The 25,537-nt window shown below is 58.4% G+C and carries 28 protein-coding genes; 11 read left to right on the top strand and 17 right to left on the bottom strand.

The features are described from left to right. Positions 1–3 precede the first annotated feature (3 nt). The 8 genes from trbF to ACE4RL_RS18970 all read right to left on the bottom strand — a co-directional run bounded on the left by trbF (position 4) and on the right by ACE4RL_RS18970 (position 7,527). Positions 4–672 carry a conjugal transfer protein TrbF gene (gene trbF, locus ACE4RL_RS19005; protein ID WP_375600401.1) on the bottom strand — a complete coding sequence of 223 codons (669 nt, stop codon included), beginning with the start codon at positions 670–672 and terminating at the stop codon, positions 4–6. Positions 673–701: 29 nt separating this feature from the next. Further along, on the bottom strand, positions 702–1,793 hold the full coding sequence (gene trbL, locus ACE4RL_RS19000; RefSeq protein WP_375600336.1) for a P-type conjugative transfer protein TrbL: 1,092 nt from the start codon (positions 1,791–1,793) through the stop codon (positions 702–704). A 277-nt stretch (positions 1,794–2,070) separates the two neighbouring features. Then, positions 2,071–2,853: a P-type conjugative transfer protein TrbJ gene (gene trbJ / locus ACE4RL_RS18995; RefSeq protein WP_375600337.1), complete on the bottom strand. Its 783-nt coding sequence runs from the start codon at positions 2,851–2,853 to the stop codon at positions 2,071–2,073. After that, positions 2,840–5,278, bottom strand: coding sequence for a conjugal transfer protein TrbE (locus ACE4RL_RS18990; RefSeq protein WP_375600338.1), 2,439 nt, complete (start codon positions 5,276–5,278; stop codon positions 2,840–2,842). Before ACE4RL_RS18990 ends, trbJ begins: the two co-directional genes overlap by 14 nt. A 2-nt stretch (positions 5,279–5,280) precedes the next feature. Continuing rightward, positions 5,281–5,580, bottom strand: a complete 300-nt coding sequence (locus tag ACE4RL_RS18985) for a conjugal transfer protein TrbD (protein WP_375600339.1) — start codon at positions 5,578–5,580, stop codon at positions 5,281–5,283. Further along, the gene (locus ACE4RL_RS18980; RefSeq protein WP_375600340.1) at positions 5,573–5,929 is read right to left on the bottom strand and encodes a TrbC/VirB2 family protein; all 357 of its coding nucleotides are present in this window, start codon (positions 5,927–5,929) and stop codon (positions 5,573–5,575) included. The genes ACE4RL_RS18985 and ACE4RL_RS18980 overlap by 8 nt, the downstream gene beginning before the upstream one ends. Beyond that, entirely contained in the window at positions 5,919–6,899 is a 981-nt protein-coding gene (gene trbB, locus ACE4RL_RS18975; RefSeq protein ID WP_375600341.1) for a P-type conjugative transfer ATPase TrbB, read from the bottom strand. Before trbB ends, ACE4RL_RS18980 begins: the two co-directional genes overlap by 11 nt. A 16-nt stretch (positions 6,900–6,915) precedes the next feature. Further along, positions 6,916–7,527: an acyl-homoserine-lactone synthase gene (locus ACE4RL_RS18970; protein ID WP_375600342.1), complete on the bottom strand. Its 612-nt coding sequence runs from the start codon at positions 7,525–7,527 to the stop codon at positions 6,916–6,918. 147 nt (positions 7,528–7,674) lie between these two features. On the opposite strand from ACE4RL_RS18970, the gene ACE4RL_RS18965 reads away from it, so the two are divergent. Beyond that, positions 7,675–8,400 (top strand): autoinducer binding domain-containing protein, encoded by a 726-nt coding sequence (locus tag ACE4RL_RS18965; RefSeq protein ID WP_375600343.1) that lies wholly within the window; start codon positions 7,675–7,677, stop codon positions 8,398–8,400. Here the strand turns inward: ACE4RL_RS18965 and ACE4RL_RS18960 are convergent. Further along, a complete protein-coding gene (locus tag ACE4RL_RS18960) occupies positions 8,342–8,641 on the bottom strand; it encodes a transcriptional repressor TraM (protein ID WP_375600429.1) in 300 nt (99 codons plus the stop codon). The two genes, ACE4RL_RS18965 and ACE4RL_RS18960, sit on opposite strands and share 59 nt — an antisense overlap. A gap of 515 nt (positions 8,642–9,156) precedes the next feature. Between ACE4RL_RS18960 and repA the strand changes: the two genes are divergently transcribed. From repA to ACE4RL_RS18935, 5 genes are all read left to right on the top strand, one after another. Next, complete coding sequence (repA, locus tag ACE4RL_RS18955; protein WP_375600344.1) at positions 9,157–10,377, top strand: plasmid partitioning protein RepA; 1,221 nt, start codon at positions 9,157–9,159, stop codon at positions 10,375–10,377. Between the two features lie 121 nt (positions 10,378–10,498). Continuing rightward, the gene (repB, locus tag ACE4RL_RS18950) at positions 10,499–11,494 is read left to right on the top strand and encodes a plasmid partitioning protein RepB (RefSeq protein WP_375600345.1); all 996 of its coding nucleotides are present in this window, start codon (positions 10,499–10,501) and stop codon (positions 11,492–11,494) included. A gap of 183 nt (positions 11,495–11,677) precedes the next feature. Further along, the gene (repC, locus tag ACE4RL_RS18945; RefSeq protein ID WP_375600346.1) at positions 11,678–13,024 is read left to right on the top strand and encodes a plasmid replication protein RepC; all 1,347 of its coding nucleotides are present in this window, start codon (positions 11,678–11,680) and stop codon (positions 13,022–13,024) included. Positions 13,025–13,488: 464 nt separating this feature from the next. Then, complete coding sequence (locus ACE4RL_RS18940) at positions 13,489–13,878, top strand: MbcA/ParS/Xre antitoxin family protein (RefSeq protein ID WP_375600347.1); 390 nt, start codon at positions 13,489–13,491, stop codon at positions 13,876–13,878. Beyond that, a complete protein-coding gene (locus ACE4RL_RS18935; protein WP_375600348.1) occupies positions 13,875–14,393 on the top strand; it encodes an RES family NAD+ phosphorylase in 519 nt (172 codons plus the stop codon). Before ACE4RL_RS18940 ends, ACE4RL_RS18935 begins: the two co-directional genes overlap by 4 nt. A 118-nt stretch (positions 14,394–14,511) precedes the next feature. Here the strand turns inward: ACE4RL_RS18935 and ACE4RL_RS18930 are convergent, their stop codons facing one another. Genes ACE4RL_RS18930 through ACE4RL_RS18915 form a run of 4 tightly spaced genes read right to left on the bottom strand, consistent with a single transcriptional unit; the run spans position 14,512 to position 16,289 of the window. Beyond that, positions 14,512–14,715 (bottom strand): DUF2934 domain-containing protein, encoded by a 204-nt coding sequence (locus tag ACE4RL_RS18930; protein WP_375600349.1) that lies wholly within the window; start codon positions 14,713–14,715, stop codon positions 14,512–14,514. Positions 14,716–14,727: 12 nt separating this feature from the next. Then, complete coding sequence (locus ACE4RL_RS18925) at positions 14,728–15,009, bottom strand: hypothetical protein (RefSeq protein ID WP_375600350.1); 282 nt, start codon at positions 15,007–15,009, stop codon at positions 14,728–14,730. Next, positions 15,009–15,218, bottom strand: a complete 210-nt coding sequence (locus ACE4RL_RS18920) for a hypothetical protein (protein WP_375600351.1) — start codon at positions 15,216–15,218, stop codon at positions 15,009–15,011. The genes ACE4RL_RS18925 and ACE4RL_RS18920 overlap by 1 nt, the downstream gene beginning before the upstream one ends. Before the next feature lie 30 nt (positions 15,219–15,248). After that, positions 15,249–16,289, bottom strand: coding sequence for a tyrosine-type recombinase/integrase (locus ACE4RL_RS18915; RefSeq protein WP_375600403.1), 1,041 nt, complete (start codon positions 16,287–16,289; stop codon positions 15,249–15,251). Between the two features lie 259 nt (positions 16,290–16,548). On the opposite strand from ACE4RL_RS18915, the gene ACE4RL_RS18910 reads away from it, so the two are divergent. From ACE4RL_RS18910 to ACE4RL_RS18890, 5 genes are all read left to right on the top strand, one after another. Then, positions 16,549–17,505, top strand: coding sequence for a DUF1403 family protein (locus ACE4RL_RS18910; protein ID WP_375600352.1), 957 nt, complete (start codon positions 16,549–16,551; stop codon positions 17,503–17,505). 11 nt (positions 17,506–17,516) lie between these two features. Further along, positions 17,517–18,176, top strand: coding sequence for an SMC-Scp complex subunit ScpB (locus tag ACE4RL_RS18905; protein ID WP_375600353.1), 660 nt, complete (start codon positions 17,517–17,519; stop codon positions 18,174–18,176). Further along, entirely contained in the window at positions 18,173–19,153 is a 981-nt protein-coding gene (locus tag ACE4RL_RS18900) for a hypothetical protein (protein WP_375600354.1), read from the top strand. The genes ACE4RL_RS18905 and ACE4RL_RS18900 overlap by 4 nt, the downstream gene beginning before the upstream one ends. Positions 19,154–19,326: 173 nt before the next feature. Next, the gene (locus ACE4RL_RS18895) at positions 19,327–19,743 is read left to right on the top strand and encodes a hypothetical protein (protein WP_375600355.1); all 417 of its coding nucleotides are present in this window, start codon (positions 19,327–19,329) and stop codon (positions 19,741–19,743) included. A gap of 118 nt (positions 19,744–19,861) precedes the next feature. After that, complete coding sequence (locus ACE4RL_RS18890) at positions 19,862–21,112, top strand: hypothetical protein (protein WP_375600426.1); 1,251 nt, start codon at positions 19,862–19,864, stop codon at positions 21,110–21,112. 124 nt (positions 21,113–21,236) lie between these two features. On the opposite strand, the gene ACE4RL_RS18885 is transcribed toward ACE4RL_RS18890, so the two are convergent. The 4 genes from ACE4RL_RS18885 to ACE4RL_RS18870 form a co-directional block, all read right to left on the bottom strand. After that, complete coding sequence (locus ACE4RL_RS18885) at positions 21,237–21,962, bottom strand: hypothetical protein (RefSeq protein ID WP_375600425.1); 726 nt, start codon at positions 21,960–21,962, stop codon at positions 21,237–21,239. A 1-nt stretch (position 21,963) separates the two neighbouring features. After that, a complete protein-coding gene (locus ACE4RL_RS18880; RefSeq protein WP_375600424.1) occupies positions 21,964–22,638 on the bottom strand; it encodes a hypothetical protein in 675 nt (224 codons plus the stop codon). Between the two features lie 23 nt (positions 22,639–22,661). Beyond that, the gene (locus ACE4RL_RS18875) at positions 22,662–23,228 is read right to left on the bottom strand and encodes a hypothetical protein (protein WP_375600423.1); all 567 of its coding nucleotides are present in this window, start codon (positions 23,226–23,228) and stop codon (positions 22,662–22,664) included. Positions 23,229–23,324: 96 nt separating this feature from the next. Continuing rightward, positions 23,325–25,496 carry a metallophosphoesterase gene (locus tag ACE4RL_RS18870; protein WP_375600422.1) on the bottom strand — a complete coding sequence of 724 codons (2,172 nt, stop codon included), beginning with the start codon at positions 25,494–25,496 and terminating at the stop codon, positions 23,325–23,327. Positions 25,497–25,537 lie beyond the last annotated feature (41 nt).

Here is a 25,537-nt window from a genome sequence, read left to right as displayed (position 1 = left end):
GTGCTAGAGTTGGGCCGTCCAGTCGAAATCCTGGAGATAAAGGCCGATAGGGTTGAGGCGGATAATCGCCTCGTCCTGGGGTGGTGACAGGGTAACCGTCGCGATGCCTCGCCAACGGCGGGTTTGCAGTTCTTTGCCCCCGCGGTCCCGTTCGATTTCTGACCAATCGATCTGATAGCTCTGATCGGAGAGGGCGACGATATTGCTCACTTCCACCGAGACCGTCGCAGTGCGTGCCCGGTCGAACGGGGAATTATTCCGGAACCAGTCATTGACTTTTTCGGTCGCCGGGTCCTGCCGGCGGAGCAGCGCATAGGTACGGTCGATGTAACCCTTCTGAACGACGGTGTCTGGTGTGATGGACCTGAAATTTGCGATCCAGCCGCTCAAGGTTGCGCGGATCACGCGTACGTCGGCATATTGCAGTTCCGCCGGAAAACCGCCGGATACAGCATTTCCGAGTTGATCGACTTCGACCAGATAGGGCACGAGCTTGATCTGGCTGGACTGATAAAGGCCGTAAGCGAAACCTATGACCGCCATTCCCATGGCAAGAACGCCGATGCTTCTCCATGCAGTGGCCGCACGCGTGGCGCTGCCATAGCGCTCATTCCATTCGTAGCGCGCAGCAAGATAGGGGTTGTCGGGATGCCTGAGCGTCGTCACGGCGATCTCCTCTGATGCTGATCAGACCGAGCGGTCTATTTGGATGAATTATTGATCTTGGGATTATCGAGCCCCATCGACGGGGTGCGGGCACCTCTGACGCCGTGAAGTCCGACCGACTTATTGAGAGCGTCCGTTGCGGTGTTGCGTGCACTGGTCGAAAGGCCGGCCTTCATCCCGGCCATGGCTGCCCCCATCGCTCCCGACCCCGATGCGCGCGCTGCATTTGCCGCAGCGGCACCGGCGCCGATCCCACTGGTCGCGGCGCCGGCAAAGGTTGCGACCTGTGACGAGCCTCGGATCGCTTCCATACCATTGCTGGTCGAGACGCCTTGGACAACGCCCTGAATGATGCCGGGGACGTGCAGGGAGATCATGAAGACAACGACGGACAGCCCCGCGATCACGAGCGATGAAAGCCACTCCTGACCCGTGTTGACATCATTGGCCATGCCTATGAGGATTTCTGAGCCGATGCGGGCGATCATAACGAGCGCCATCAGCTTCATGCCGACACCAAAGGCATAGACGAGGTACTTAATGGCAAAGTCCTTGGTGAAGCTGGTACCGCCTAACCCCAGCAAGATCATGCCAGCAAGCAGACCAACGTACATTTCGACAAGGACGGAGACAAATATTGCGCTAACCAGCGAAAAGCAGACAACCACGATCGACACGGCAATAACCGCTGCGATTGAAGTGGCATTGTCCTCGAAAAGTCCGAAGCGGATCTGTTCGGCAAGCTGATGGGCAACGCGTATTCCCGCATTGAAGACGTCTGCCGGTGAGGCAGTCCCACCTTGCGCTCCCAGCTGGAACAAGCTGTCAACGACTGCTTTTGCAAAGTTTGGACCTTGCTGCAGCACAAATAAGAAGAAGCCGATGAAGAGAATGCGGCGTACCAGTTCCGCAAACCAGGTTTCCAGGGAAGGCGACGCTATCGCCAGCCAAACTGCGGCAATGCCGAATTCGATGCCTGCCAAAATCCAGAACAGGGACGTAGCGGCATTTAGAACAGTTTCCTCCCAACCTAAAGTTGCGGACCTCACCTGATTTTCAAGCTCGGTTAGCGTGCTTCCATCCTGCCCGAAGGCCTGTGCGCTCATAATTGCGAAGGACAAGAACATAGCGCCGATCCGAGCACGGATCGCAGGGGCGCCAAGTGTAGGTCGGTGTGCGATACTCCGTGTCATGACTACCACCGAGGCCGCATGTCTTGGCCACCCGAGGTGGGGAACTGCAGGTCGTGCTGGTCCGACGCATCCTCGCTTTCGGAACCATCCGCTGAATTAGAACGAAGCGGGACGCTGCCGCCGGCAAGTGTCACGTATAGAACGGCGCTGAACGACAGCACCGCAACCGTGGCCGTCACAATCATCGCAATGGTTTTGCTCCGGGACCCCATCACCACCGTGGCTCCATTGCTTGGCCACCAGATGTCGCTGGGGCGGTGCTCGAGAAAAAATCCTCGCGCTTTTGCTGCGCCAGATCCTTTGCCGCCTGCTCGGATTGGTACCAGGTGCCCATCATGGTGGATTGCTGAGCGACGAGCCCGCGCAGTTTCTGCAACTGACCAACTTGCTCGCTGGCAATTGAGTGGCCAACCTGTAAGGCCTGCATCTGCCCGACAGCTGTTTCGGACTGCGTCTGCAACTGGCGCATTGTCGCTTGTTCAGTCTGAAATTGGTCGTATTGCAGCCCGGCCTGGGCCAAGGTCCCGCTGATCGTGTCCCGATTGGTATCTGACCAGTTCGCGTAAAGGTCGGAGAAGGTTTCTCCATCCTCAATGCTTTGGGCAAATTCGGCAAAGCTCGGGAAGCGCTGTTTGAGGATGTCATCGAGACCGCCCATGGAAAAGGCGATGCCCTCGCCCTGCGCGACGATCTGCTGGAGGCGCTGCAAATCGCCTACGGCATCGCCCCAGATTTCATTGGGGAGCTTTTCGAGGTTTTGAAGCATGGCGCGATACTGATCGAGCTGGTTCATGATCATCTCGGCCTCGTTGAGCAGCTGCGTGCTCTGATTGGCGAGTTGCTGCGCCCCCTGCCCCGACTGCTCAAGCAGCTGCATGTTGTTCAAAAGCTGCGTCCATTCCGTTGCCGGACCCACAGCAGCGGCGCCGAGAGCTGGATTGGCTGTGCAAAGCAACGCCATGGCATAAGCGGACAGTCGGCTAAACAGCGACATGGGTGTGATCATTTTCGATCCCTCTCAGTTGAAGCCAATGGCGTGGCCAGTCCGCGCCGAAACGGGCATGCAGGTCTTCGATTTGGCGGATGTCATCCTTGCCCGAGGCGCCGACGAAAGAGAGGGTGACCGGTCCAAGCGCCATATCGAAGAGGCGCCGGCCATCCGGCGACGTCACGTAATAGTCGCGCTTTGGAACTGCGGTCGCGATGATCTCGATCTGCCGGCTGTTGAACCCGACGCGTTCGTAGAATTCGCGGGTTCCAGTTTCCCGGGCAGCGCCATTGGGCAGGCAGATCTTGGTCGGGCAGCTTTCCTTGAGGACATTCATGATCCCTGACCGATCGGCGTCAGAAATCGACTGGGTTGCAAGAACGACCGCGCAATTGGCCTTGCGCAAGACCTTGAGCCACTCGCGGATTTTCTCGCGGAAGGCGGGGTGGCCCAGCATCAGCCAGGCTTCATCAAGAATGATCAGGCTTGGTGCCCCATCGAGCCGCTTTTCGATGCGCCGGAAGAGATAGAGCAGGACCGGCACGAGATTGCGATCGCCCATATTCATCAAGGCCTCGACCTCAAAGGTCTGAAAATCTGAAAGCTGCAGATTGTCCTGTTCAGCGTCCAGCAGGTGGCCCATCGGACCATCGACGGTGTAGTGCCGCAGCGCATCCTTGATGGTCCGCAGCTGTACGCCGGAGACGAAGTCCGACAGTGAACGGCGCGGAGACTGCGCCATCAGGCCGATCTGATGCGCAATGGCGTTGCGCAGGTCCGGTGTGACCGTCTCGCCTTGCATCTCAAGCAGAGTTTCGATCCATCCACTGGCCCATGCCCGGTCGCTGTCGGTATCGAGCGCGGCGAGGGGACAGAAGGTGAGCCCCTCCCCTGCCCCGACATCATAATGCTCACCGCCGACAGCCAGGGTCAGCGGATAGATGGACCTGCCCTTGTCAAAGGCGAAGAGCTGCGCGCCCTCATAGCGCCGGAACTGTGCCGCGATCAGGGCCAGCAGCGTCGATTTACCCGAGCCGGTGGGCCCAAAGATCAAAGTGTGCCCGAGATCCCCGACATGCAGGTTGAGCCGGAATGGCGTTGAGCCGGATGCCACCTGCATCAGCGGTGGGGACTGTTCCGGATAGAACGGACATGGATTAACCGGCTCACCCGACCAGACCGAATTGAGCGGCACCAGATCAGCCAGGTTGCGGGTATGGATCAACGGTTCGCGGATATTGGCGTACCAATTGCCCGGCAAGCTCCCGAGAAATGCTTCCGTAGCATTGAGACTTTCGATGCGGGCGCCAAAGCCTTCGGCCTGAATGAGCCGACGAATCCCTTCAGCCTGTTCCTGCAACCGTTTTTCGTCTGAGCCAAATAGGACAATGACCGGCGTATAGTAGCCATACGCGACCATTTGAGAATTGGCGGCCGCGATGGCGTCTTCGCTTTCCGCAACCATGGTCATAGCGTCCTGATCGAGCGCGCCGCTATTGGTCTTGAACAGCTGGTCGGCGAAGGGTCGAACCTTTTGCAGCCATTTCTTGCGCGTGCGCTCAAGCCGTTGCCTTGCCTCAATGGGGTCGAGAAACATGAAGCGGCTCGACCAACGATAGGTCAGCGGCAGTGCATCGAGCGCATTAAGAATGCCGGGCCAGCTTTCGGCTGGAAAACCATCGATGGCCACCACCTGCAGGTAGCGGCCATCGATCATGGGCGAGAGACCATGATGGAACTCGGCCGTGGCCAGAAAATCGAGATACATGGGAATGGCCGGGAGGCGCACCGGGTGATTTTGACCCACGAGGCAAAAGCGGACGAATTGGAAAAGATCGTCATAACGGGCAATCGCGACACCGCTTGTGTCCCTGGTCTCATGTGTGACCATGCGCCGGATCGAGACGATGTTGGCCATATACTGTTCAAATTCCCGAATCTGGGTTTTGAACTGCTCAAGCACGCGGTCGGCAAAGCTGGTGGAGCGCGAGGCGTCGTCGGCATAGACGTATTTGAGGAGGCCGGACTTGCGCTTCTCAGGCTCCCGATAGGTCAGGATGATGGCGTGCTGGCTTTCAAAGTGACCGTCGGCCGCCTCGAAATGACGCCGCCGCTCCTCGTCAATCAAGGCGCTGACAGGGTCTGGATAGTGCGATCGGTCGGCTTGAGGATAGGCGGTGGCCGGGACCCGAACCGCTTCAACCTGGATCATCCAGCCGGTGCCGAGGCGTGCCAAAACGCCATTGATCTGACGCGACACTTCATTGCGCTCGAACGCGGTCGAACTCTCACTGTCAGGCCCGGCAAAGTACCAGCCGACCATGAGCGATCCGTCCTTAAGAAGGACAATGCCGTTATCGACTATCCCGGCATAGGGCAGCAGATCGGAAAACGACGCGCCAGAATGGCGGAAACGAGCCAATGCGACCATGCTCAGTACCGCCGCCACGGAGTAGAGGTTGGACGATAGACTGGGGCATAGCGGATGTGCCGAAGGTAGACGCGCCGCATCAGTGGATCGGCTTTGGCCATCATGCGCAAGAGACCCACAAGCACGATCCAAATCCCAAGGCCGAGCATCGCCGAAACCGGCGTCAGCACGACAAAAATCAGGATGATTGCCGCCAGACCCGTGAGCAGCACCAGTTCGCGATCAGCGCCAAAGAGCAGTGTCGGGCGAGACAGAGCGCGGTGAATGCGTGCGGTTTCGAGCTGGCCCTCAGGATCAGTCATGGAGCATCTCCACAATAGACCCCTGCCCCGTTGGGACGCCGATCGAAGCGCCAGCCGAGCCGAATAGGCCAACGATCTGGGTGGCGCCTAGTAGAATGCCGGCGACCAGAACGATGTACATGAGGCGCCGCGCAAAATCGTTGAGTTCGCCACCGAAGATCAGCATGCCACCGGCAATGGCGACAGCTGCCAGTGCGATGGCGCCGGCTACTGGTCCAGTGATGGACTCCTGGATTTGTTCGAGCGGGCCTTCCCACGGCAGACCGCCGCCGCTGCTGGCCAGGGCCGGCGTCGCCAGCAGCGCAGACATGATCACCAAGCACCGAATGGTCAAAAGGTTACGCGACATGGAGATTTCCCTTGGATGTATAGGCGGGCTCGCCAACAGAACTCAGGCGATAGGCGCCGTCTTTGAACCCATCCACCTTGAGGAGGTCCCGCACCCGGCGCCCGCTCGGGATGCGCTCAATCGATACGATGAGGTCCACGGCTTCCCCGATTACCTCAGGCATCGGTTGCGTGCTGACTTCGGCGACCAATTGTTCGAGACGTGTTAGGGCGCCGCGCGCGGAATTGGCGTGGATGGTGGCGATGCCGCCGGGATGCCCGGTATTCCAGGCCTTGAGAAGGGCGAGGGCAGCGCCATCGCGCACCTCGCCGACGATGATGCGATCAGGTCGCAGCCGCATGGTAGACTTAACCAGGCGCGTCATGTCGACCGTGTCGGTCGTGTGCAGAAGCACGTGATTATCAGCGGCACACTGGATTTCTGCTGTGTCTTCAAGGATGACCAGACGATGCTCGGGCGCGATGTCGACCAAGGCACCGATGATGGCATTGGTGAGCGTGGTTTTGCCCGTGCCGGTCCCGCCGGAGATGACGATGTTGAGGCGGCGCTTAATGCCGTCTTTGATGACCCTGGCCTGCGCCGCCGTCATTACGCCGGTGGTGACGTAAGTTTCGAGCGGAATGAGCTGTGACGCGCGCTTTCGAATCGTGAACATGGGTCGAGGCGCCGCGGGCGGCAGCAGACCCTCGAAGCGATGGCCACCCAGCGGCAACTCGCCGGATAGGATGGGCGTTGCCTCATGCACCTCAGTACGCAGCGCATGCGCCACCTTGCCGATGACAAGTTCGGCCGCGCCCGGCGCCAGCTCACCTTCGAAACCAGTCCCCTGCCCTATCCGCTCGATGAACATTCGGCCGTCAGGATTGACCATGATTTCAACGACGCTGGGCTCTTCGAGTGCCGCGCAGATTTTCGGTCCCAATGCGTCACGCAGTCCGGCAACCAGCCGGCGTCTGGATTCCTGCTCCATAATAACTGTCTCCGGATCAGGCCGCTGATGCGATTTGAGACAGGCGCAGGATGGTGCGGTCGGCAACCGGGCCGCTGGTGACCACCTGGTCCGTCGACACGCGTCCGGCCACGGCGATGGTGTTGCCTACCCTGGATGGTGGGCCCAGGCGCACGAAGGAAATGCCAACGCGGCGCAATAGTCGCTCGACGCGAATGTCGGTCACCGTGACTATTTCTCCGTAGCCTTCTTCAAAGGCCCATTGGATCATTCCGGTCATCAGCAGCGTTGCTGCATCCTGCTCACCCGTGTGAACCCCTGCCCGCATCGCATCTTTGTCGACGCAGAATCGGCTGCTCTCGACCATTCGGTCTCCGGTGACAATTTCTGGATGGTTGACCAACGCCGAAAACACGTCCCGGACCATGGTTGGTCCACTGCAGGGTAGAAAGCGGGCACAGCCCAAAACCTGTCCGCCGTCTAGGATGCAGAGATATATGGGATCGAGATCGTCGAACTGATCGTGTTCCTCACCATTGCGCACTGTCACGTTCCAGCCCAAACGGTCGGCAAATACTCGCGCGCGTAGCGCAAATATTTGTCTGACAATATCCTGGTGATCGCCCTGCCGAACTGAGATGAGTTGCATCTGCTCCCCCGAACTAATGATCGGGTGACCAGTAGAGAACTGTTGGCGCTTTGCGAACTTCGGGATACCGAAGCGGCCTCACTCATGTTGCCGGGTTAATGGCGGCCGGCACATTCGCTTATCACAACAACCGGGGAGAACTTCTGCATGGTGAAGCTGCGTCGGCAGATGGTGCACGAACTTAAAGAAACTATCGCGGTCGCAACCAATCAGCAGGAGATCGAAGCTGCATTGACCCGATTTGCCCATCGCCACGGCTTTGAGTGGTTCACCTACCTGTCGCTGCAGGAGGCCAATATGAAAGGCCTTTCCAACTACGCCGTCGATTGGCAGGAGCACTATCTTTCTGAGCGCTTGTTCGACATCGATCCGGTGGTGCAATATGCCCGTGGTTCAACTCAACCCTTCGTATGGGGCCGTGACCGCAGCAGTAAGGGACAAACCCGAAAGACGGCCAGGTTTATGCGTGATGCCGCTTCTCTTGGTATTCGCTGGGGCGTTTCGATTCCGATCGACCGCGGCTTCGGCATGAAGGCCGCACTCACCTTTTCGGCCTCAGATGAGCAATCGCCCTCAGCGGACAATGCATCTGATCAGTTCAGTTGGATTTCTTTGGCCGCCTATCTCGACAGCTTGTTGAGCCGCCGGGACATGGACCTATTGCGATCGGCAGATTGCCCGCTGACCATCAAGCAGCTCGAATGCCTGACTTGGCTTGGCCAGGGCAAGACGAGCGCAGACATTGCGATCATTCGTGGCGTGTCATCACGCGCTGTCGAGCAGCAACTTCAGGCTGCCCGAGAAAAGCTGGGGGTCAAGACGACGCTGCAGGCGGCGTTGATCGCCCTCGATCGCGGTTGGATCTCGGTATAGTCGAGCCCTTTGGGATATATCCGAGCTGCCGAAAGAGCGCCTGAAGCGCACTATGCTCGGCGCTGAGAAGCGCTTGCGCTTGACGAAGGTTCGATCGCGCACTCCGCAGTTTGCCCAGGCAATTGTTCGCTTCAGCCTTGGCGACGGCCTGTTGCGCCCGTTCAGCGGCCTTAAGCAGCTGCTGGTATCGCTCTTTGGTCTCGAGGGCTTCGGCTTCGAGTGCCGTCCTGTCTGCCGGCATTGGCTGGACTGTTATCATGACCTGGTCTTGCGTCTCGGTCTGGTGGTGCGCCCCCACCAATCTCCATTCCTGGTGATCGGGGAGTTAGTAAACCGCACAAGTACGGTCCCTACGGCCTTTAGCTCGAAGAGCCTGTTGCATACGCCGCAGGCTCCCCGACCATAGGTCTGGGAGTCGGATGCGTACGAGCATCCAGTCGACTTGTGTGGGGTTACTACGCCCCAGGCCCCGCGCGCTTCGTGGCCCAGAATCGTTGTATCATCGAGATCGCAACCAAACCACTGTGGGAAGACGACGTGAGACCTTGGGTATTCCGAAGGTGCGATTTACGTCCAATTGGCTAGACTGGGCTCAAAACGTCCGAGAAAACAGATGTTTGGTCAGTTTGCATGTAAGGCGACAATTCGTGGATAAGAGTTCATTAACCAATAATTTCTTGCACATACGCAAGACTCGCGTATCGTCACGGAAAGGCTCCTGATTTCGCCGATCCTCCGTGATGAAAGCTCCATACCGTGAACACGTCTGCTAAGTCTCATTTGGTCCTCGGCCCTGACGCCGATGAGACAATAGGCTCGCATGCAGAGCTCCTGAGTTCGCAGCTGCAGGCCCTTAGCGAGGCCATGTTCCCGCCAACGTCGCATAAGGCTCTTCGGCGATTTACGTCTGGAGAGGCCGCGCGTCTGATGGGCGTCTCTGATTCTACGCTTCGGAAAATGACTTTGGCCGGCGAAGGGCCTCAGCCGGACATAGGTTCGAATGGGCGTAGGCACTATACGTTAGGTCAAATCAATGAAATTAGGCAATATCTTGCCAACGGCGTGAGGGGAAGGGATGCGATTGAGTTTGTGCCTCATCGCCGGGACGGTGAACACCTACAGGTCATCGCTGTAACAAACTTTAAGGGCGGCTCTGGCAAAACGACGACATCGGCGCATCTTGCTCAGTTTTTGGCGCTTCAAGGTTATCGTGTCCTGGCCATAGATCTTGATCCACAAGCGAGTTTGTCCGCGCTGCTTGGTGTGATGCCGGAGATCGATGTCGGAGCGAATGAAACCCTCTATGCCGCCATCAGGTACGACGATGGCCGCAAGCAGATGAGTGAGATTGTCCGCGAGACTTACTTTGACGGACTTCATTTAGTTCCAGGCAATCTTGAACTGATGGAGTTCGAACATACGACGCCAAGGGCGTTGATGGGCGGACAGAAGTCGGATCAGGGAATTTTCTTCGCCCGCATTGCAGATGCGATTGGACAAGTTTCTGATCGATACGATGTCGTAGTGTTGGACTGCCCTCCCCAGCTGGGATTTTTAACCCTTAGCGGATTGTGTGCAGCAACGTCGATGATAGTGACGGTACACCCGCAAATGCTGGACGTTGCTTCTATGAGCCAGTTTCTGTTGATGACGCGTGACCTTCTGGGCGTAGTCCGTGATGCTGGCGGAAGATTGCAGTACGATTTCATGCGCTATCTGCTTACGCGCTATGAGCCGCAAGATGGGCCGCAGACCAAGGTGGCCGCCCTGCTCAGAAATCTGTTCGACGATCACGTCCTTACAAACCCGATGGTCAAGTCTGCAGCGATTTCTGACGCTGGCCTGACAAAGCAGACGCTCTATGAAATCGGGCGAGAAAATCTCACGCGCTCAACATACGATCGCGCGATGGAGTCGCTTGATGCGGTCAATAGAGAGATCGAAGGACTGATGCGGGCGGCTTGGGGACGGCATTGATTATGATCGACCGTGAGATCGCAGCGGAATGGAATGAGTTGGGAGCTCCCAACACAAGCGCCGAACAGTGGTGCCGGAACGCAGTTGGGAGCTCCCAACTTTGTGTGCGCAAGGTGGAAAGATGAGCCGAAAGGATTCTTTGAACTCGCTCTTTTTGGGAAAGCAGAGTCCTGCAAGCACAGAAAAGCCCGCAATCAAGAACGTGGAGCGCGTGAAAAGTGGCGCCATTTCAGCCATGGGGTCTTCGCTCCAAGAGTTGACGCTAGGCGCTAGGGCCGCGGCAAGACTTCAGGAACAAATCGATGCCGGGGACCATGTAGTTTCCATCGATCCGTCGCTCGTAGATCCCTCACCGATTGCTGATCGCCTTCCGTCGGACATTGACCCTGGATTCGACTTGCTGGTTGCAAGCATCCAGCAGCAGGGCCAGCAAGTTCCAGTTTTGGTTCGTCCGCATCCTGGCGCTTCGGGGCGTTTTCAGATCGCATATGGCCGGCGTCGCCTTCGTGCCCTAGGTCAACTTGGTCAACCTGTTAGAGCGATCGTTCGTACACTGTCTGATGAAGAGATGGTTGTCGCACAAGGTCGAGAAAATCTTGACCGATCTGACCTTTCTTTCATCGAGAAAGCTCTGTTTGCCAGGCGCTTGGAAGACTCAGGCTACGACCGATCAATCATTCTGACTGCGCTAGGTGCCGACAAAGCAGACCTTAGCCGCTACATTGCTGTCGCAAGACGGGTTCCCGAAGACTTGGCGAGGAAGATTGGTCCTGCAGCGAAGGTCGGACGCGCTCGATGGACTTCGTTAGTTGAGGCACTCGATAAACCCAAAGCTTCATCCAGAGTTGATGAGGTGATTCAGTCTGAGAAATTTTCCTCCGCCGATAGCGATCAGAGGTTCTCGCTTGTTCTAAAAGCTTTGGCACCATCGGCTACCGGAGCTAGCAAGTCAAAAGGCTGGGGTCCACCCAACGGAAAGCGTGCTGCCAAAATTGATCAGCGGGCGGGTCAGACCGCTATCACCTTCGACGAGAAACGATTGCCAAACTTTGGGGCCTTCGTTGCTGCGCGATTAGACGATCTTTATGAGGAATTCAGGCAACAGGGGGGCGAGTAGACACACAACAAACGCGTCAAAAATCAACACGCAAAAGAAAAAGGCCCCCGAAACCGAAATCCGGAAGCCTTCTCGTAGTGTGGTAACACGAGAATCGCACTTCCCGGAATCGCAGTCAAGGCCCTAGTGGCCAACACCGTGTCAGCGGCCAGATTTCTTTTGCCTATCACTAGGTAAGAGATAATGCATTCCCATCCCGCAACGACGCCCTTTGGGCGGCGATCAATGTCGCTCGGCATGGTCGTAAATCAAATGGCCGCCCAGAGCGCTCCTCCAGAGGCTACCGTACACAAGTGGCGCGTATTCCAAGACATCAAGGAAGCGCGTGTCGCCCTTGGCGCTTCTGATCGCGCCCTTGCCATCTTGGACGCGCTACTGTCGTTCCATCCGGAAACGGCCCTTTACGGAGACAGCCAGCTCATTGTCTGGCCGTCAAACGAACAGCTCATCGCACGAGCCAATGGGATGTCGCCGGCGACACTTCGGCGCCATCTGGCAAACCTCGTCGATTGCGGCCTGGTCATTCGCCGCGACAGCCCCAACGGCAAGCGCTTTGCGCGGAGGGGAGAGGACGGGGATGTCGAACAGGCCTATGGTTTTGATCTGACGCCGATCGTTGCACGAGCAGCCGAGTTTAAGGCGCTTGCAGACAGGATTAAGGCCGAACGCAAAGCTCTTCGGCTCGTAAAGGAACGGCTAACCATATGCCGTCGGGACATCGTCAAGATGATCGAGACTGGCATTGATGAGGGAATCCCGGGCAACTGGGGCGCTTTGCAGAACCAGTACAGGGCCCTTATTGCTCGATTGCCCAGGACTGCGCCGAGACAGGTCTTCGAAGCTATTGCGAGCGAGCTGGACACGCTGTGGTCGGAAATTCGTGAGATGCTGGAATCGTTCATCAATTCTCAAAATCTGAACGCCAATGAGTCTCAAATTGAGCGCCACATACAGAATTCAAAACCAGAACCTAAATCTGATTTAGAAAGCGGCTTAGGAAAACAAAAAGAAGCGAGCGGCAGAGCTAGCGAACCAGACAATGTTCGCAGTTTGCCGCAACGTGAGCTTCCCCTTGGAATTGTGCTCGATGCCTGCCCCAACGCACGGTGGTTGGTGAAGGGCGGAAGCGAAATCCGAAACTGGCGTGAGTTTCTTGCCGCGGTCGAACTGGCGCGCCCGGTCTTGGGTGTCAGCCCGAGCGCCTGGGAGGAGAGCAAGATGGCCATGGGTGAGCGGCAGGCGGCGATTACGCTGGCCGCGATCTACCAGAAGCAGGAGACAGTACGCAGCCCAGGCGGATACCTCCGAAATCTGACCGATCGCGCCAAAGAAGGGAAATTCTCGGCCTGGCCGATGATCATGGCGCTGTTGCGGGCCAAACTTGAGGACGCCAAAAGCGTGGGTAGGGACGTGAATGTCGTAGAGGGCCAGTTGAACACAGCCCAAAGCATCGCGCGAACGCAGCAGCGGTTGGAGGTCAGCGAATCTCTACGCGTCAGCCTTGCAAAACCTGGCAGCAAGCAAAAGTGACACAGAAGGGAGCTGGCTTAGCGCAAAGTTTGGGCAATAACCGTGCGATTTGTGACCGGAGGCGAACATGCTGACCGGAGATTGCGGATTGCACTATCTCATAGCACTTCGGCTTTCAGAGCAGCTCGGAGTGACCCAAGCAGAACTTGCGCGACTGGTTGGCGTCCCTCGAAGAGCGACAACCACGAAAACAGCGAGCCCATATTGGAGGCAGCGCTCGGTCCTGACGAAAGTCAGGCCGCTAGTTGGTTCAAACACCAGCCCTTTCCTGGCTGGGCGGGCAAGACCACTTATGACCCTGTGTCGGATGGCAGGGCGTGCGGGGGTTTATGCCTGAGGCATTCTCCTGAGGCCCGAAGCGGCCTTGGTACCGAAATCTCGGGGGGCGACACTCTTGAGTTGCCATGTTGAATGACATATATTGATGACATCTGATTGACAGGTGTTAGTAGATGAGGTTGGCGATGGCACCCTTGCAGAATGCTGCGTTCTCTACGGAGCCGCTGATCCTGTTGTATATGGATTCCACTGGAAAAATTGCGGCAGAGCGGGTCGCGGACGGATTTGGCATGTCAAAGACCCAGCTTGCCCAGACTGCCGGCCTTGCCCGAGAAACACTTTATCGCTCTACACGGATTGGTGCGCCCAAAGCTCAGGGGCGTTTGCGGGAGATGCTGGAGATCATTAGTCGGGTGTCGGAGTGGGCAGGGGGTAAAGATCAGGCCATGGCTTGGTATCGCGCTCAGCCGCTTCCCGCTTTCGGAGGGCGAACAGCTGAGGCGCTGATCAAGGATGGCAAGGCTGCCGCGGTACGAGAATATCTCGATCACATGGCACTTGGCGGATTTGCGTGAGGTTTACTGGCTCCTGCTATCGCGCGCATGATCCTAAATGGGCATACAAGCCGCTTTCGGGCGAGGGGGCTGCACTTCGTGGTGCCCGGTTCAATCCCAAGGGTGTCCCGGCGCTTTATCTCGGTTTGACCATCATGACGGCGATCAAAGAGGTCAGCCAGGGCTTTGCGCATCGGTTGGATCCTACCGTGCTGTGCTCCTACGAGATCGACTGCGACGACATCGTTGATCTGACCCGCGAGGAGGGAAGGGGGGCATTCGATGTGACGCTTCAAGAAATGGGCTGCGCTTGGGCAACAGCACTGAGCAACGGCGATCGGCCAGCGTCCTGGTCGATCTATGATCGGCTGCGCGCGAGCGGGACCGCCGGGATTTTGGTGCCCAGTTTTGCTCCCGGTGCCGAGGATGAGGATCGCAATCTAGTACTTTGGGATTGGGGCCCCGATCTGCCCCACCAGGTCCAGGTCCTCGATCCAAGCGGCCGGCTGCCTCGCGATCAGCTGTCTTGGGGATGATGCCGGGACTGCGCCGATCTAAGGCTGACCCGCGGATCGGCGGACATTTCGACCTGGTTGGATGTTCATGCCTCGCCCGAGCTTCAATCGGGCAAGGGGCCCTTCATAAAGTCGCTGATTATGAGCGCGGGGGCGGCTCTTCATCGAGTTTTTCGGCGTTCGCGCGCGCGCGAATATGTTGATCGAGAGCCTTATACCAGAACTCGTCTTCCCTACCGGCTGGACGCCCGGATTGCTCCCAGAGGAAATAAGCGGTTGCGCGAACCTCGGCGGTAAAGTCCTGCATGCTTTTGCCAATAGGCAACTCATCGTCATCGGTCATGAGTGATCTTCTTCAGTTTGTGTCCTGATGGTGTTCGGCGATCACTTCGTCGATGAAGTGCTCCAGTTCCTCGAAGACGGCGAACGCGATGGCGTCACGCTCCGCATCGGTCGACCATTCGGTGGAAGAGACCGCAAATTTGCAGGTGCGCAGCAAGTGATCGCTCCTAAGACTGAAACCACACTGGAACTGCAAGGCACCACCCTCACCGACCAGCTCGACCAGCAGCGTCTCCAGGTAGAACACGTAGCGGCTAGACAGTTCTTGGCTCAGCCGATCGATGGTTGTCTGCATTACGGCTGATCCTGCTGATCGAGTGTAGGGGGATTGCTGTCATGGGCTTCGGCAAGCCGCGCCAGCCACTCTCCGACCGCCTGAGGAACCGGAGCATTGCCATAATAACAGCCCATCACCACCACGGTGGGACAGCCCAGGATGTCCGCCAAGGTGACGGTGGACCAATATCGCTTCTTAAGGCTCTGCATGAGCTGAACGGCATCCATAATATGCCTATAAATCGATAGGGCAGGGGCTTAAAGCCCGGCAGCCTTGGTGAGATTGACCCTAAACCGATCACGGCGGCGTTGATAGCGCCGGGTCATTTCAGCCGATGTATGACCGAGTTGCTTTTGCACATAGCGTTCATCAACCTCGGCTGAACTCGCGAGTCCAGCCCGCAGGGAGTGCCCTGCGAATTTTCCTTTGCGCTCGGCCTCCGAAAGATGGCCACGGATGCCGGCTGCAACCGCTGCACGCTTTACCAGTCGCGCCACCTCTTGGTCGCGGAGCCGCTCCGGGCCGACAGTCTTGCCCTCGCCGGTGACCCGACGGAATAGCGGGCCATGGCCAATGCGGCCGAGCTTCAACCAGGTCTCGAGCGCCGAGACGGGGCAGGTGCTGTCCGATGAACCCCGGCCGATCTCGACCTCGCGCCAACCATTCTTGCCACGCATCGTCAAGACCATGCCGCGTTCGAGGATGTCCACCCAACCCCGGCCGTCCTCGGTCTGCTCGCGGCCGACGTCGAGCCCGACGACTTCGGAACGCCTGAGACCCCCGGCGAAGCCGATCAGCAGCATGGCTCGGTCGCGCAGGCCGCGCAGGGTGCCGCGATCGAGGGTCTCGAGCATGGCGATGACGTCCTCGGGCAGCACCGCTTCCTTCTGGACTGGCGGCCGTCCATGAGTGTTGCGAATGCCATCGAGTACGGTGGCGATATGCCGATCCTTGCGATCGAGCGTCAGCCCACGCTGGGTAAAATTCCAGCCCAGAGCGGAAAGGCGCCGCTCGATCGTTGAAACAGAACTGGCGCGACCGCCTGCGGCGACGGTACCGCTTGCGCAAGCGGTGATGTAGAGGCCAACAATCTGCGGATCTGGGGGCAGGGGCTCCAGTTGCTGGCGACGGCACCAGGCCAGGAAGTGTTTCCAGTCTGAGGCATAGGCGCGGCGGGTGTTGGCCGAACTGGCGGCCTCAACATAATCGCGGGCCCGGCTGGCCAGATGCTCGAGATGCACCGGAACGCCGGTAGAAGCAGGTGATAGGGCAGGGGCTTCGGTTGAGGCTGCCTCCATCTGGTCGTCGATTTTGTCCGTTTCGACACCGCCGTTCTTAGTGGACGAAATTCCGACGGGTGCCGGCATGCTCTGTGGTCGACCTGAGCCGTCCTGGGCGTCGTTTTCGGTGCTCGCGTCGTGATTTTGGGGCATTCTCTCTATAATGAGCAAAACAAACGATAATGCAAGATTATCATTCGTGTTGAGGTGGCGACGAGCGGGGCGGTTTATGGCTGATCGGATAGCATAAAGCGCCGCGACGTGTTACCCTCTTCGCATGAAAATCGCTGCTGATTTGCTCCATTACGACCCGTTGTGGGTGCCCAAGGTGCCGGCTTGGGCGCGACCGCGCGGTGAGGTGCAGCGCGATGTCGATGCCGGCTACATGGCTGGCGCGGCCTTGAATTCATTGGATAATCTGGTTCGCCAAGACGTGCATTGGGCTGGGGTTTGGCGGCAGCGCCTTGCGCTGCAAGGCGCCGCAGCAGCGGTGAATCTGACCGGCAGGCGCGAGGACGAATCCGCCCTGCGCGATACCAATTATTTGCGCGCCATCGGCGACGACCCTGGCCCAGCGGGGCACATTCTCCTGGCTTGGCGCCGATTGGCCAGCCGGACAACGAGCTGCGACGCAGAAATCGTGCGCCCGGTTGCCGAACAGCATCTTGGCCTTCACTGGGATGAGGGTCTCGCAGAGGTGGTCGCCAATGCGGAAGACATGGTGGCGTCATCCCGGCCGGCGCCGATACTGGCGGCCGAGATTGCCGCCGCCGTCTATCGGGCCCGGCCCGATGCCGAACTTTTGGCGTTCTGGCTCGCCGACATGCTGCTTGCCCAGAAGTTCAAATGGCCTATCCCGGTGCCGCTGCTGATGAGGCAGGCGTCGTCGCCGGTCTTCAAGTCGGGTGAAAACCGCAAGCGCATCCGGCCGGGAGGAGAAGGGTGGGGCAGGGCGGTGTTTTTTGCCTACGCCACGGCGGCGGCAGAGGCCTGCGATCTTGGGATAGAATTGGCGCAGCGGGCTGCAAAACTAACGACGGTGGCGCCGAAGTTGCGCGCCAAGGGCGGTGCCGATGTCCTCAAACTGCTGCTGTCCGATGACGCAGTGCCAGCGTCCTGGTCGAGCGCAAAACTGTCGGCGCGCGGGGCTCGGCGGCTGTTCGATCGGTTGGGGGAGTTGGGGGCGGTGCGTGAGCTCAGTGGTCGTTCGACGTTTCGGCTCTACGGGTTGTAAGAGCAAAGCAGATGGCCAAGCGCAAACGGACAGATGCTGAATCACCCATATTCGATGCCGAGTTGGCCGATATGCCTGTTGACCTACGCTGGCGCGAATGGATGAACCGCATCGAGGCGGTGCTGTTCGCCGCGCCCAGGCCGGTGGAACGGGAGGTCTTGGCCCGGGTGATCGGTCGCGACGCAAACATCGACCTGCTGATCGACGACATTCGGGCTGACCTCATGGGAAAGCCATATGAGATCGCTAGCGTTGCGGGTGGCTGGCAATTTAGAACCCGGCCGACCTATGCATCGGCCATTAGGGCATCGACGGCAGGACCAGAGCGCCGGCTCGAACTGACACAAGCCGAAACGATGGTTCTAGTGTCGATCGCCTACCACCAACCCATCACTCGAGCGGGTGTGTCCGAGATATTGGGGAGAGAGATCTCGCGGGACATCATCGGTCAGCTCCGCGACAAAGACATGATCGCAGCAGGCCCTCGTAGCCCGACGCCAGGTGCGCCATTCACCTACGTGACGACCAAGGGTTTCTTGGGCCATTTCGGTCTAAACACACTTCGAGATCTGCCAGACCTAGAAGCGTTGCAAGATGCCGGTCTTGCGACAGCTGACAAACTCACGTGGGACCGGGTGAATTCGATGGGGTCATCAGAGGGGGCGGAATGAACCTTGACGGCGCAAATACTGAGGCCTTTCTACGCTATCATCGCTTTCACGAACGCTTTAGTGGGTCGGTTCGACTGCAGACCATGGGTCTGAGCCTTTTGGCGGACGAGGTGGAATCAGGTCGTTCAGCGGACGAGTTATACGAGCGGTTCTCAAAGCGAGGATGGCTCTGGGGTGGAATGCCGGACTGGCGCGAACCTATGCAGCTGATCGCCGGCGCCCGTCGAGAAATAGGTCAGGCTGGCGTGGTAAGAGCGTTCTCGGCTTTTGACGTCTTTTTCAGTGACCTCGAAGCTGATCTTGAACGGTGGCGCGTGTTTCGCGGCAATAAGAAACCGGGCGACGATGCCGCCGACTTAGATGAGGAGGGCTTCGCAGATCCAGCAAAAGTCCTTTACCGCCGGGTCGGCGGTCGCACGTCCGGGTTTGATGACTTCCTTCTGCCCTTGTACCAATATTTCCGGAGGGCGAGAAACTGCATTGCACATCGGGACGGTATCGCTTCCGCCGCGCTAGTCTCTGACAGTTCTTCGGAAGGCATTGTTGCGTCGCTCAAAGCTTGGCGCAGCCGGACCGGTGAAATGACGCAACCAGAGCTGATTCCGGTCCAGGTGGGCACGCCTATTGAATTCACGCACAAACAGGCGATTGCCTGCTCTTCAATTTTACGGCTCGTCGCTAAGGACATCAGCTCGCACGCCGTTCAACGACTTGGTCGCGCGGGAATGGTCTATCTGGCTGCGAGGCGTTTGTTGTGGGAAGAGCTTCCACTGATCGACTTGAGTGTTCACAATTCTGCGTCTGCAGCGGTCGGCCACCTACTCGATACGAGATATCGCGCCGGCGGGTTTGAGCAGCACGAAATTCAGCGATCGCTTCGGGAACTTGGTTTCACGACAGAATGCAACAAGCGTTTCCAAAGGTTGAGAGAACGGCTCCCGACGGAGGGTTCATCCAAGCACCTGTCGGACGCCTAGGACGACACGTAATAGACCGCCGTGTGAGCCCGCTGGAGCAACCGAAATAACGGTTCGCAATAATTTGTGGGGAAGCAGGTGGAAGAAGAAGAGATCATAGCTCTGATTGGCTTGGTCCAGGAAGAGCTGCGTAACTCGGGGCCGGCGATCTGGCTAACGATCGGCATTACCTGATGGATTTTGGGGGCTCAGGCGAGCCGCGTCTGTTGCCGCCCCTCAAGCATTTGATCGAAATACTCGAGGCCTTCGGCCGGCATATGGCAGTGCGTGATCGTAAGATCTACAATCTCGCCATCAATGGGATCAACGCCCACGTAGATGGGGAAACCCGAGTAGAAGGTGCGGTCGTCGTGCCCGCCGAGAGCGCAAGGTTTCGCGACGAAGTCGACCTGTCGCAGGCCGCCGACCTTGGAGAGCTTAGAGCAGACCTGCACCGTCTGATCGGTAATTTCCGGGAGACGCCGGCGATTGAGGTCGTTCCGATGCATCCGCCTTCCGAGTATTGGCTCGCCTACAACAATCCGAAGGGGAGAAACTACGGTCAAAGCCCGGCTCATTACGGTATGGTTCTGAAACACATCGATCCGTAATACCAAACTCCGCAGGTTCATGCGAAGCCACTCCGGGAGCTGACTTTCGAGCTTAATCGTCAAGGACAATGGCGTGAGATTTTTTCTTCCTCAGGATATAACAGCGCTTGGGGGTCATGTGGACCAAGTCCTCGAGCTCGCGGGCAAGCGGCGCTGGCTGGCGCGTGCTGATGAACTTGACCGCGAAAAGTCGATCTCTTCTTACCGCTGGAAGATCGTCGCCGACTATCACTGGCTCGAAATGGCGATAGCTCACCAGTACGACGTTCTGACAAAGGTCGGACAATTGGCGGAAGCGCATGCAGACACGCTCACGCGAGCCGCAGTCAACTTTGCGGGCACCGTCGTCGAGGTGCATCGGCGCTCGTCCCCCAAGGGCCAAAAACAGTTGGAGGGCAGGCTTCGAGATGCTTTGAACGCTACGACCGGATTTGCGGCGCTGTTTCTAGAAATGGACCTCGCTCAGCGTCTTATCGATCAGGGCTGCGATGTCGAATTTCCAGACTTGGAGGGGCGCGCGAACTACGACCTTGCTTTCAGCCGCGAGGATTTCATTGGTGAGGTGGAGTGCAAGAGTTTGTCGGCGGATGCGGGACGGCAGATCCACAGGAAGGACTTCTATCGTTTTGTCGATGCACTTAGGCCGGCCATTGAGCGGCGTTCCGCTGGGGCGACCGGCGATTTGGTCTTGATTACCCTCGCTGGGCGCCTTTCCTCCGCGCAAGATAAGCAGGCGATATTGCTGCGAGCAGCCGAAGAGGTACTCGGAGGTAAGACGCCAGCCAATCGCAAAGACCAGCTCTTTCGCGTCGAAAGGTACACAGTCAAGGAGGTTCTTGGCACGAGCGTCCGGACCTCAGAGGAAGTCCAGTCCCGCTGTACGGCGCGCTTTGGACCAAATCTGCATATCGCGGGTGCGTTGACTGCGCCGGGTGAAGGTTGCTTGGTTGTAATGAGAAGCGAGAAGGAGGACGATACTTCGACGCCGCAGCTTGAGGCGATGCGGAAGGCCGCCAGTCAGTTCTCGGGAAAGCGGCCAGCCTTTATCGCCATGCAGTGTCATGGTGTTGAGCTCGGTGACCTTCTGTCGCCTCATTGGCGCCGACGCGTCGGAATTCTCTCGTACGCTCTTTATGGGCATTACGGTGCAGGTCATGTGAACGCAACTTACATCACTGGCTTTGGCGCCCTTGTATTGGACGAAGGGCGCATCGGCACGCCGGCTTTCGCCATACCTAACCCTAAGCCCCGATATCCAGCGACCGCGAGCCAGGCGCCCACGTTCTTGGGCTCGATTTCAGATCAGGAGTTTGCCGATGCGATTGGGCTACCGCTTCCGGCTCCAAACATTTCACAGCTTGATTTTTGACGGGGACGACGATTCCAAATCTCCGGCCCTTGCACCGCACCGGCCGGACTGTCGATGCCGCGTACGCGCGGTTGAAATTACTTTTGATTTGTAGCCGCTGCCTCCGGACGATGTCGATCGCCCGTTACGTCATTCGCAAATAGAGGTTGGCGGTAGGCTGAGGGCCGGCAATCGTGATCCCGCCATCCGATTTTTTCCGGGATATCAACAGCACACCTCTGTCATCGTGCTCCTCTCTAGCGAAGGGGCGATCCCCGTTCACGAAAGCGGTTTGACCGCCGGCGTCCATTTCTGCCCAGAAGCCGTCCGTCGCCACGAGCAGTGACCGATCGTCCAAGTCGATAAAGGCATGCTCGGGAGCCATAAAGCGTTTCGATCTGAAACTTCTCGTGAGGATATGACGTGTCGGCTCTTTCGCGAGCACCTCTATTGGAACAGCCGCTAGAGCGTTAGCCAGTGTGTGTGGCTGGAGGAGCCATGTGGGCTGTTCGCCACCGGTGCGACCGATGAGGCAATCGCCGGCATGCAGCACGACCATTGGTCCCGTCGTTTCCGCATATAGAATGACATAGCTCGCAGAGTCGCTCTTAAAGTCTATTGCGAGCGTGTGATGCGTTTCGCGAAGCTGTTTCGCCAACGCGTCCCCGGTTATCTCCTCGACGCCGGCCACGAACCAGTCGACAAACCGTCGCGCGATTTCTTGAGCAAACTGACCGCTTGTTGGTCCCCGAGTGGATCCGTCGAGAACGATCGCCAGAAGTTTATCGCCACGGACGCCAATGCCGGCGTGGTCGCGGTTGTCGGCTGTTCTGGTTCCCTGCTGACAGTGCCACGCGATTTCGAAGGCCATGTCAGCCGGCGCTCAGTTGGCTCAATGCCACAAGGCGATCGTAAACAATATCAGCGCGGCCCGCCGGTCCTCGAATGTTCCCCTGAAGGAAATGGTCGAAGTTCTGATCCGCAAGCAGCTTCGCCATCTGCTCCGCAATGTAAGTTCGGATCTCCGGCGCGGCCTCTGATATTTCCTCAACGAGCGCCTCTCGGCCGTCGACGAGCAAAAGAATGTCCTCCGCATCGCGGCTCCCTATAAGGTCGCCTTCTCCGCGACCGCGATACGCCTCCAGCTTGGTGGCGATGAATAGCGGCGCGGTGAGGCGCCGAATCACAAGCGTCTCTTCCAGTTCCGTCTGGACAGCCGTCTCGATACCCATGCCGTACCAGCGGTTGCTGAAGCCAAGGATCGCCTCGTCGTCGGGCATGAAGTCGACTTTGAGTTCACCAAGCTTCATGCGGCAAATGACGTCGTCTTCCGCCGACTCGGTGAAGCCCCGCTCGCGCAATCGATCCATCAGTTCCGTCCATTCGGCGAAGCCGGCGAGATCGACAATCAGGTCGATATCGTCGGTCGCCCTAACGCCCTCGAGAGTTACTGGATCGGTGATGAAAAGGGCCGTTGTACAGCCGCCAACAAACACCAGGCGTTGCCGCAGCTCGTCGCCGAGAGCGAGGGCAACGGTCTTCAGCATTTCCTTGAGCTGCCCTTGGATTGTCATCCTATTTTCTCAGTCAATAGCTTGGCCGCCAAGTTGGCCTCCCGCTGGTTTCCCAAGCGGACGGCGTCAACGAGAGCGAGGTACTCATAGAGACGCTTATCCTTTTCGGCTGCTTCCGGCACCGTTCTGAAGAGTGGCTCGACGGACTGGCCCATTTCCTGGCCCTGAGCATACGGCCAGACGCTGATAAGACTGCCGGCACTATGCAGCGATTCTCGAAGTACAGGTGCGGCAAAAGCCGTGGGTAGACCGCGCTGCATTGCGCCCGGGGACGCCGGAAAGACGAACTTCAGGCCGTGAACAATGAAATCCCGCAGCTGGCGTCGGCTCGGCTTGGGTCGGCCAGACTTTCGGTCCTTGATGGCGATGCCCGATGCAATGCTGCGGTTGAGCGAAGCGCTGACCTCGGTTTTGCTGATGCCAAGCGCCGCTTCGAGGCCGCGTACGGAATATGGGTCCTCACCTCCGGCGAGCCCGCGCGGCTGAGGCGACGAATCGGCATTTCGCTCGTTTTCCTCCAGACTTACCAGCTTTAATAGGATAACCACATCTTGGCTTTTCATTGCGCCCTGTCCTTTGTCCGGGGACAGAGGACACCTATTCACAGGACAAGTCGCGCTGTCAACGGGAACGCAGTTGCTCGGCTCCTGCAAACTGCATCACGATGAACTTGGAGAAATGCGCTGAGCCGTCATTTCTCGCAGGTCCGTGATCGAAACGAGTGTGCGCTTGGACCAGGTGTCGAAGGCTGATCGATCGCGGGCACCATTCTCGAAACCCCGATTGTCTTCGGCGAGCCTGGTCAGTTCGCGCACCAGTCTAGTGAGAGCAGGGTCACTCTCGGCACTAATCTGCACATACGAAGCCAGAACTTCGAGACCCTCCACGGCAACAGGCACGCCGTCTGGATTATAGTTCTTGGCCACATCCTCAAGCTCGGTGAGGCAGCGACCCCATCCCTCAAGCGCCGCACGCTCCTTGTCGTTTCGGGCAGCCCTATGAACGAGCACATTAGCAAGGGCATGCAACCGTTCAGGCGCCTGGTCGAGCCAGCGATCCACGATTGGCATGGCAACCTGTGTGGGGCTGCGGGAATGCGTTCGGGCATCGGCAGCAATGGTTGTGATCCTCCCCGGATCGAAATTCAGATGGCGGCATACCTCAATCTGCAGCGATCTCAGCTCGGCCACGTTAATGGGCCACCATCGCGCAAACTCCTGGGCTCGGTAGAACGCGATTACTTCCACCGAGCTCCGACCGTTTCCAAGGTTTCTGCGCTTGAACTCGACGAGACTGAACGAGGCGAACTCCTCGCCGCTTCCATCGGCGGTGAAGTCGCGAAACGGATCTACCAGCACGGCGAGAGCGCGGGTGCTGGCCTTTTGTTTGAGAAGCTTCTTGATGCGCTCGATCTGATCGATTTTGCCGCCATAGCGACGTAGCCGCGTGCCATGCACGAAAGGCATCCGCTGTTCCAGTTTTGATCGGTCGAGTTGCCACCAGCCAACGAGTTCGCGCAGCCATTCCTGACGAGCACCGGGTTCGAGCGGCTCAGCCATCGGGTAATTGTCTGGCAATGGCAACCTGTCGGTCTCGTGGGACGGCAGATCGAGATGTACAATTAACGTATTGCCCTCGGCCTCCAACCGCGCCACCTCCACCACGCGCTCGTAGACCTCGTCGATGTCGCTACCTTGGATCGTCATCGGTCCGTCGGTGATGTTTTCCGACGCCCAAAGACGCCTCATGATGGCCGGAATAGTTGGGGCATCCACTCCGCCGCGCTGCAGCGGGATAGCTTCTACGCGAATTGATGGGATGTAGGGCAGGCCCTCGAACGTGAGCAAACGCACGGCGTCGGTTTCGCGCCCGCTCTCGAAGGTGGCGCCCGAAACGACCAGCACACGCCGGGCATCAATCCCCGCATGATCGTAGACATGGTCGAACTGGGCCGCATGTTCATGCTTGTGGCCGTGAACGACGACATCAAACTCGCGGTCCCGAAGGAAAGCCCGCACCTGCTCGAGATTAGAGAGGTCTGCAAACGCCTTGATCTCCTCTCTAAGGCTCGGCGCCCGCAAGTGATGGTGTAACACCGCGATACGGAGCTGCCGCCCATGCTCCGGCAGTGGTGTTGCCTCAACGAGCCGTCTCACCTGCTCCAACTGCGGCTCCGAGACCCTCGCCATGTCATAGCGGGCAAGCGCGTCCAGCTGCTTCTGCAGCTCGGTTTCAATCTCCTTGTTTCCCCCCGCGGCGAGTTGTGGCAATCGCGACCACACGGTTGCGAGTGGTTCAGGGAGAACTGCAGCGGCATGGCACCAATTGCTCGAGTTGATCGGGAAGATCGCCCAGCGGCCGTCGACATCGACAAGCGAATGGCGTGCTGCCGGTCCGGCTACATCGACACCATCGATCCACGGCACAACACATCCATGATCGCGCCAGGTCGCGCAAAAGTCCTTGTAACGCTCTGCCGTCCCGGGATCATATGCGCGATCGACATCATGATTGCCGGGCGTGGCGACGATGCGCTCTTCTGTGATGCCGAAGGGGCCGAAGTAGTTGAGCAGCAGATGGAGCAGCAGCTCATGGCCGCCTTGCCTTCCGCGGTCCTGCGCGTCTCCAGAGAAGATTACCCCATCGAGGGTGCGACCTTCTCGTTTCAATTGTTCCGCCAGACGCTCGAAGACCTGCCGAAGGGCTGTCTCGCGTGTTTGTGCCGGCAGACCAACGACCGGGTTCTTGCGGTCATCCCGCTCCAATACCGTTCCCGCATAGGCGATGTGCGCATCCGTAACGTGCAGGAACGTCGCTGAAGTCGAATCCATTAAATCCCCTCGTGCAGCCAATCGCGGTCTCTAAATATCCT

The organism is Devosia polycyclovorans (assembly GCF_042181575.1).
GTDB lineage: Bacteria > Pseudomonadota > Alphaproteobacteria > Rhizobiales > Devosiaceae > Devosia > Devosia polycyclovorans.
This window is presented reverse-complemented; position numbering and strand designations above follow the sequence as displayed.

What these genes read in the sequence shown, in the direction of transcription:
- ACE4RL_RS18900 (WP_375600354.1), top strand. Translation starts at nt 18,173, where the DNA reads ATGAACCTTGACGGCGCAAATACTGAGGCCTTTCTACGCTATCATCGC.
- ACE4RL_RS18925 (WP_375600350.1), bottom strand. Translation starts at nt 15,009, where the DNA reads ATGCAGACAACCATCGATCGGCTGAGCCAAGAACTGTCTAGCCGCTAC.
- ACE4RL_RS18895 (WP_375600355.1), top strand. Translation starts at nt 19,327, where the DNA reads ATGGATTTTGGGGGCTCAGGCGAGCCGCGTCTGTTGCCGCCCCTCAAG.
- repC (WP_375600346.1), top strand. Translation starts at nt 11,678, where the DNA reads ATGCATTCCCATCCCGCAACGACGCCCTTTGGGCGGCGATCAATGTCG.
- ACE4RL_RS18885 (WP_375600425.1), bottom strand. Translation starts at nt 21,962, where the DNA reads ATGGCCTTCGAAATCGCGTGGCACTGTCAGCAGGGAACCAGAACAGCC.
- ACE4RL_RS18910 (WP_375600352.1), top strand. Translation starts at nt 16,549, where the DNA reads ATGAAAATCGCTGCTGATTTGCTCCATTACGACCCGTTGTGGGTGCCC.
- ACE4RL_RS18930 (WP_375600349.1), bottom strand. Translation starts at nt 14,715, where the DNA reads ATGACCGATGACGATGAGTTGCCTATTGGCAAAAGCATGCAGGACTTT.
- ACE4RL_RS18880 (WP_375600424.1), bottom strand. Translation starts at nt 22,638, where the DNA reads ATGCTGAAGACCGTTGCCCTCGCTCTCGGCGACGAGCTGCGGCAACGC.
- ACE4RL_RS18965 (WP_375600343.1), top strand. Translation starts at nt 7,675, where the DNA reads ATGGTGAAGCTGCGTCGGCAGATGGTGCACGAACTTAAAGAAACTATC.
- ACE4RL_RS18980 (WP_375600340.1), bottom strand. Translation starts at nt 5,929, where the DNA reads ATGTCGCGTAACCTTTTGACCATTCGGTGCTTGGTGATCATGTCTGCG.
- ACE4RL_RS18985 (WP_375600339.1), bottom strand. Translation starts at nt 5,580, where the DNA reads ATGACTGATCCTGAGGGCCAGCTCGAAACCGCACGCATTCACCGCGCT.
- ACE4RL_RS18960 (WP_375600429.1), bottom strand. Translation starts at nt 8,641, where the DNA reads ATGCCGGCAGACAGGACGGCACTCGAAGCCGAAGCCCTCGAGACCAAA.
- ACE4RL_RS18875 (WP_375600423.1), bottom strand. Translation starts at nt 23,228, where the DNA reads ATGAAAAGCCAAGATGTGGTTATCCTATTAAAGCTGGTAAGTCTGGAG.
- ACE4RL_RS18905 (WP_375600353.1), top strand. Translation starts at nt 17,517, where the DNA reads ATGGCCAAGCGCAAACGGACAGATGCTGAATCACCCATATTCGATGCC.
- ACE4RL_RS18940 (WP_375600347.1), top strand. Translation starts at nt 13,489, where the DNA reads ATGGCACCCTTGCAGAATGCTGCGTTCTCTACGGAGCCGCTGATCCTG.
- ACE4RL_RS18990 (WP_375600338.1), bottom strand. Translation starts at nt 5,278, where the DNA reads ATGGTCGCATTGGCTCGTTTCCGCCATTCTGGCGCGTCGTTTTCCGAT.
- repB (WP_375600345.1), top strand. Translation starts at nt 10,499, where the DNA reads ATGAGCCGAAAGGATTCTTTGAACTCGCTCTTTTTGGGAAAGCAGAGT.
- ACE4RL_RS18970 (WP_375600342.1), bottom strand. Translation starts at nt 7,527, where the DNA reads ATGCAACTCATCTCAGTTCGGCAGGGCGATCACCAGGATATTGTCAGA.
- trbL (WP_375600336.1), bottom strand. Translation starts at nt 1,793, where the DNA reads ATGTTCTTGTCCTTCGCAATTATGAGCGCACAGGCCTTCGGGCAGGAT.
- ACE4RL_RS18870 (WP_375600422.1), bottom strand. Translation starts at nt 25,496, where the DNA reads ATGGATTCGACTTCAGCGACGTTCCTGCACGTTACGGATGCGCACATC.
- ACE4RL_RS18920 (WP_375600351.1), bottom strand. Translation starts at nt 15,218, where the DNA reads ATGGATGCCGTTCAGCTCATGCAGAGCCTTAAGAAGCGATATTGGTCC.
- trbJ (WP_375600337.1), bottom strand. Translation starts at nt 2,853, where the DNA reads ATGTCGCTGTTTAGCCGACTGTCCGCTTATGCCATGGCGTTGCTTTGC.
- ACE4RL_RS18915 (WP_375600403.1), bottom strand. Translation starts at nt 16,289, where the DNA reads ATGGAGGCAGCCTCAACCGAAGCCCCTGCCCTATCACCTGCTTCTACC.
- trbB (WP_375600341.1), bottom strand. Translation starts at nt 6,899, where the DNA reads ATGGAGCAGGAATCCAGACGCCGGCTGGTTGCCGGACTGCGTGACGCA.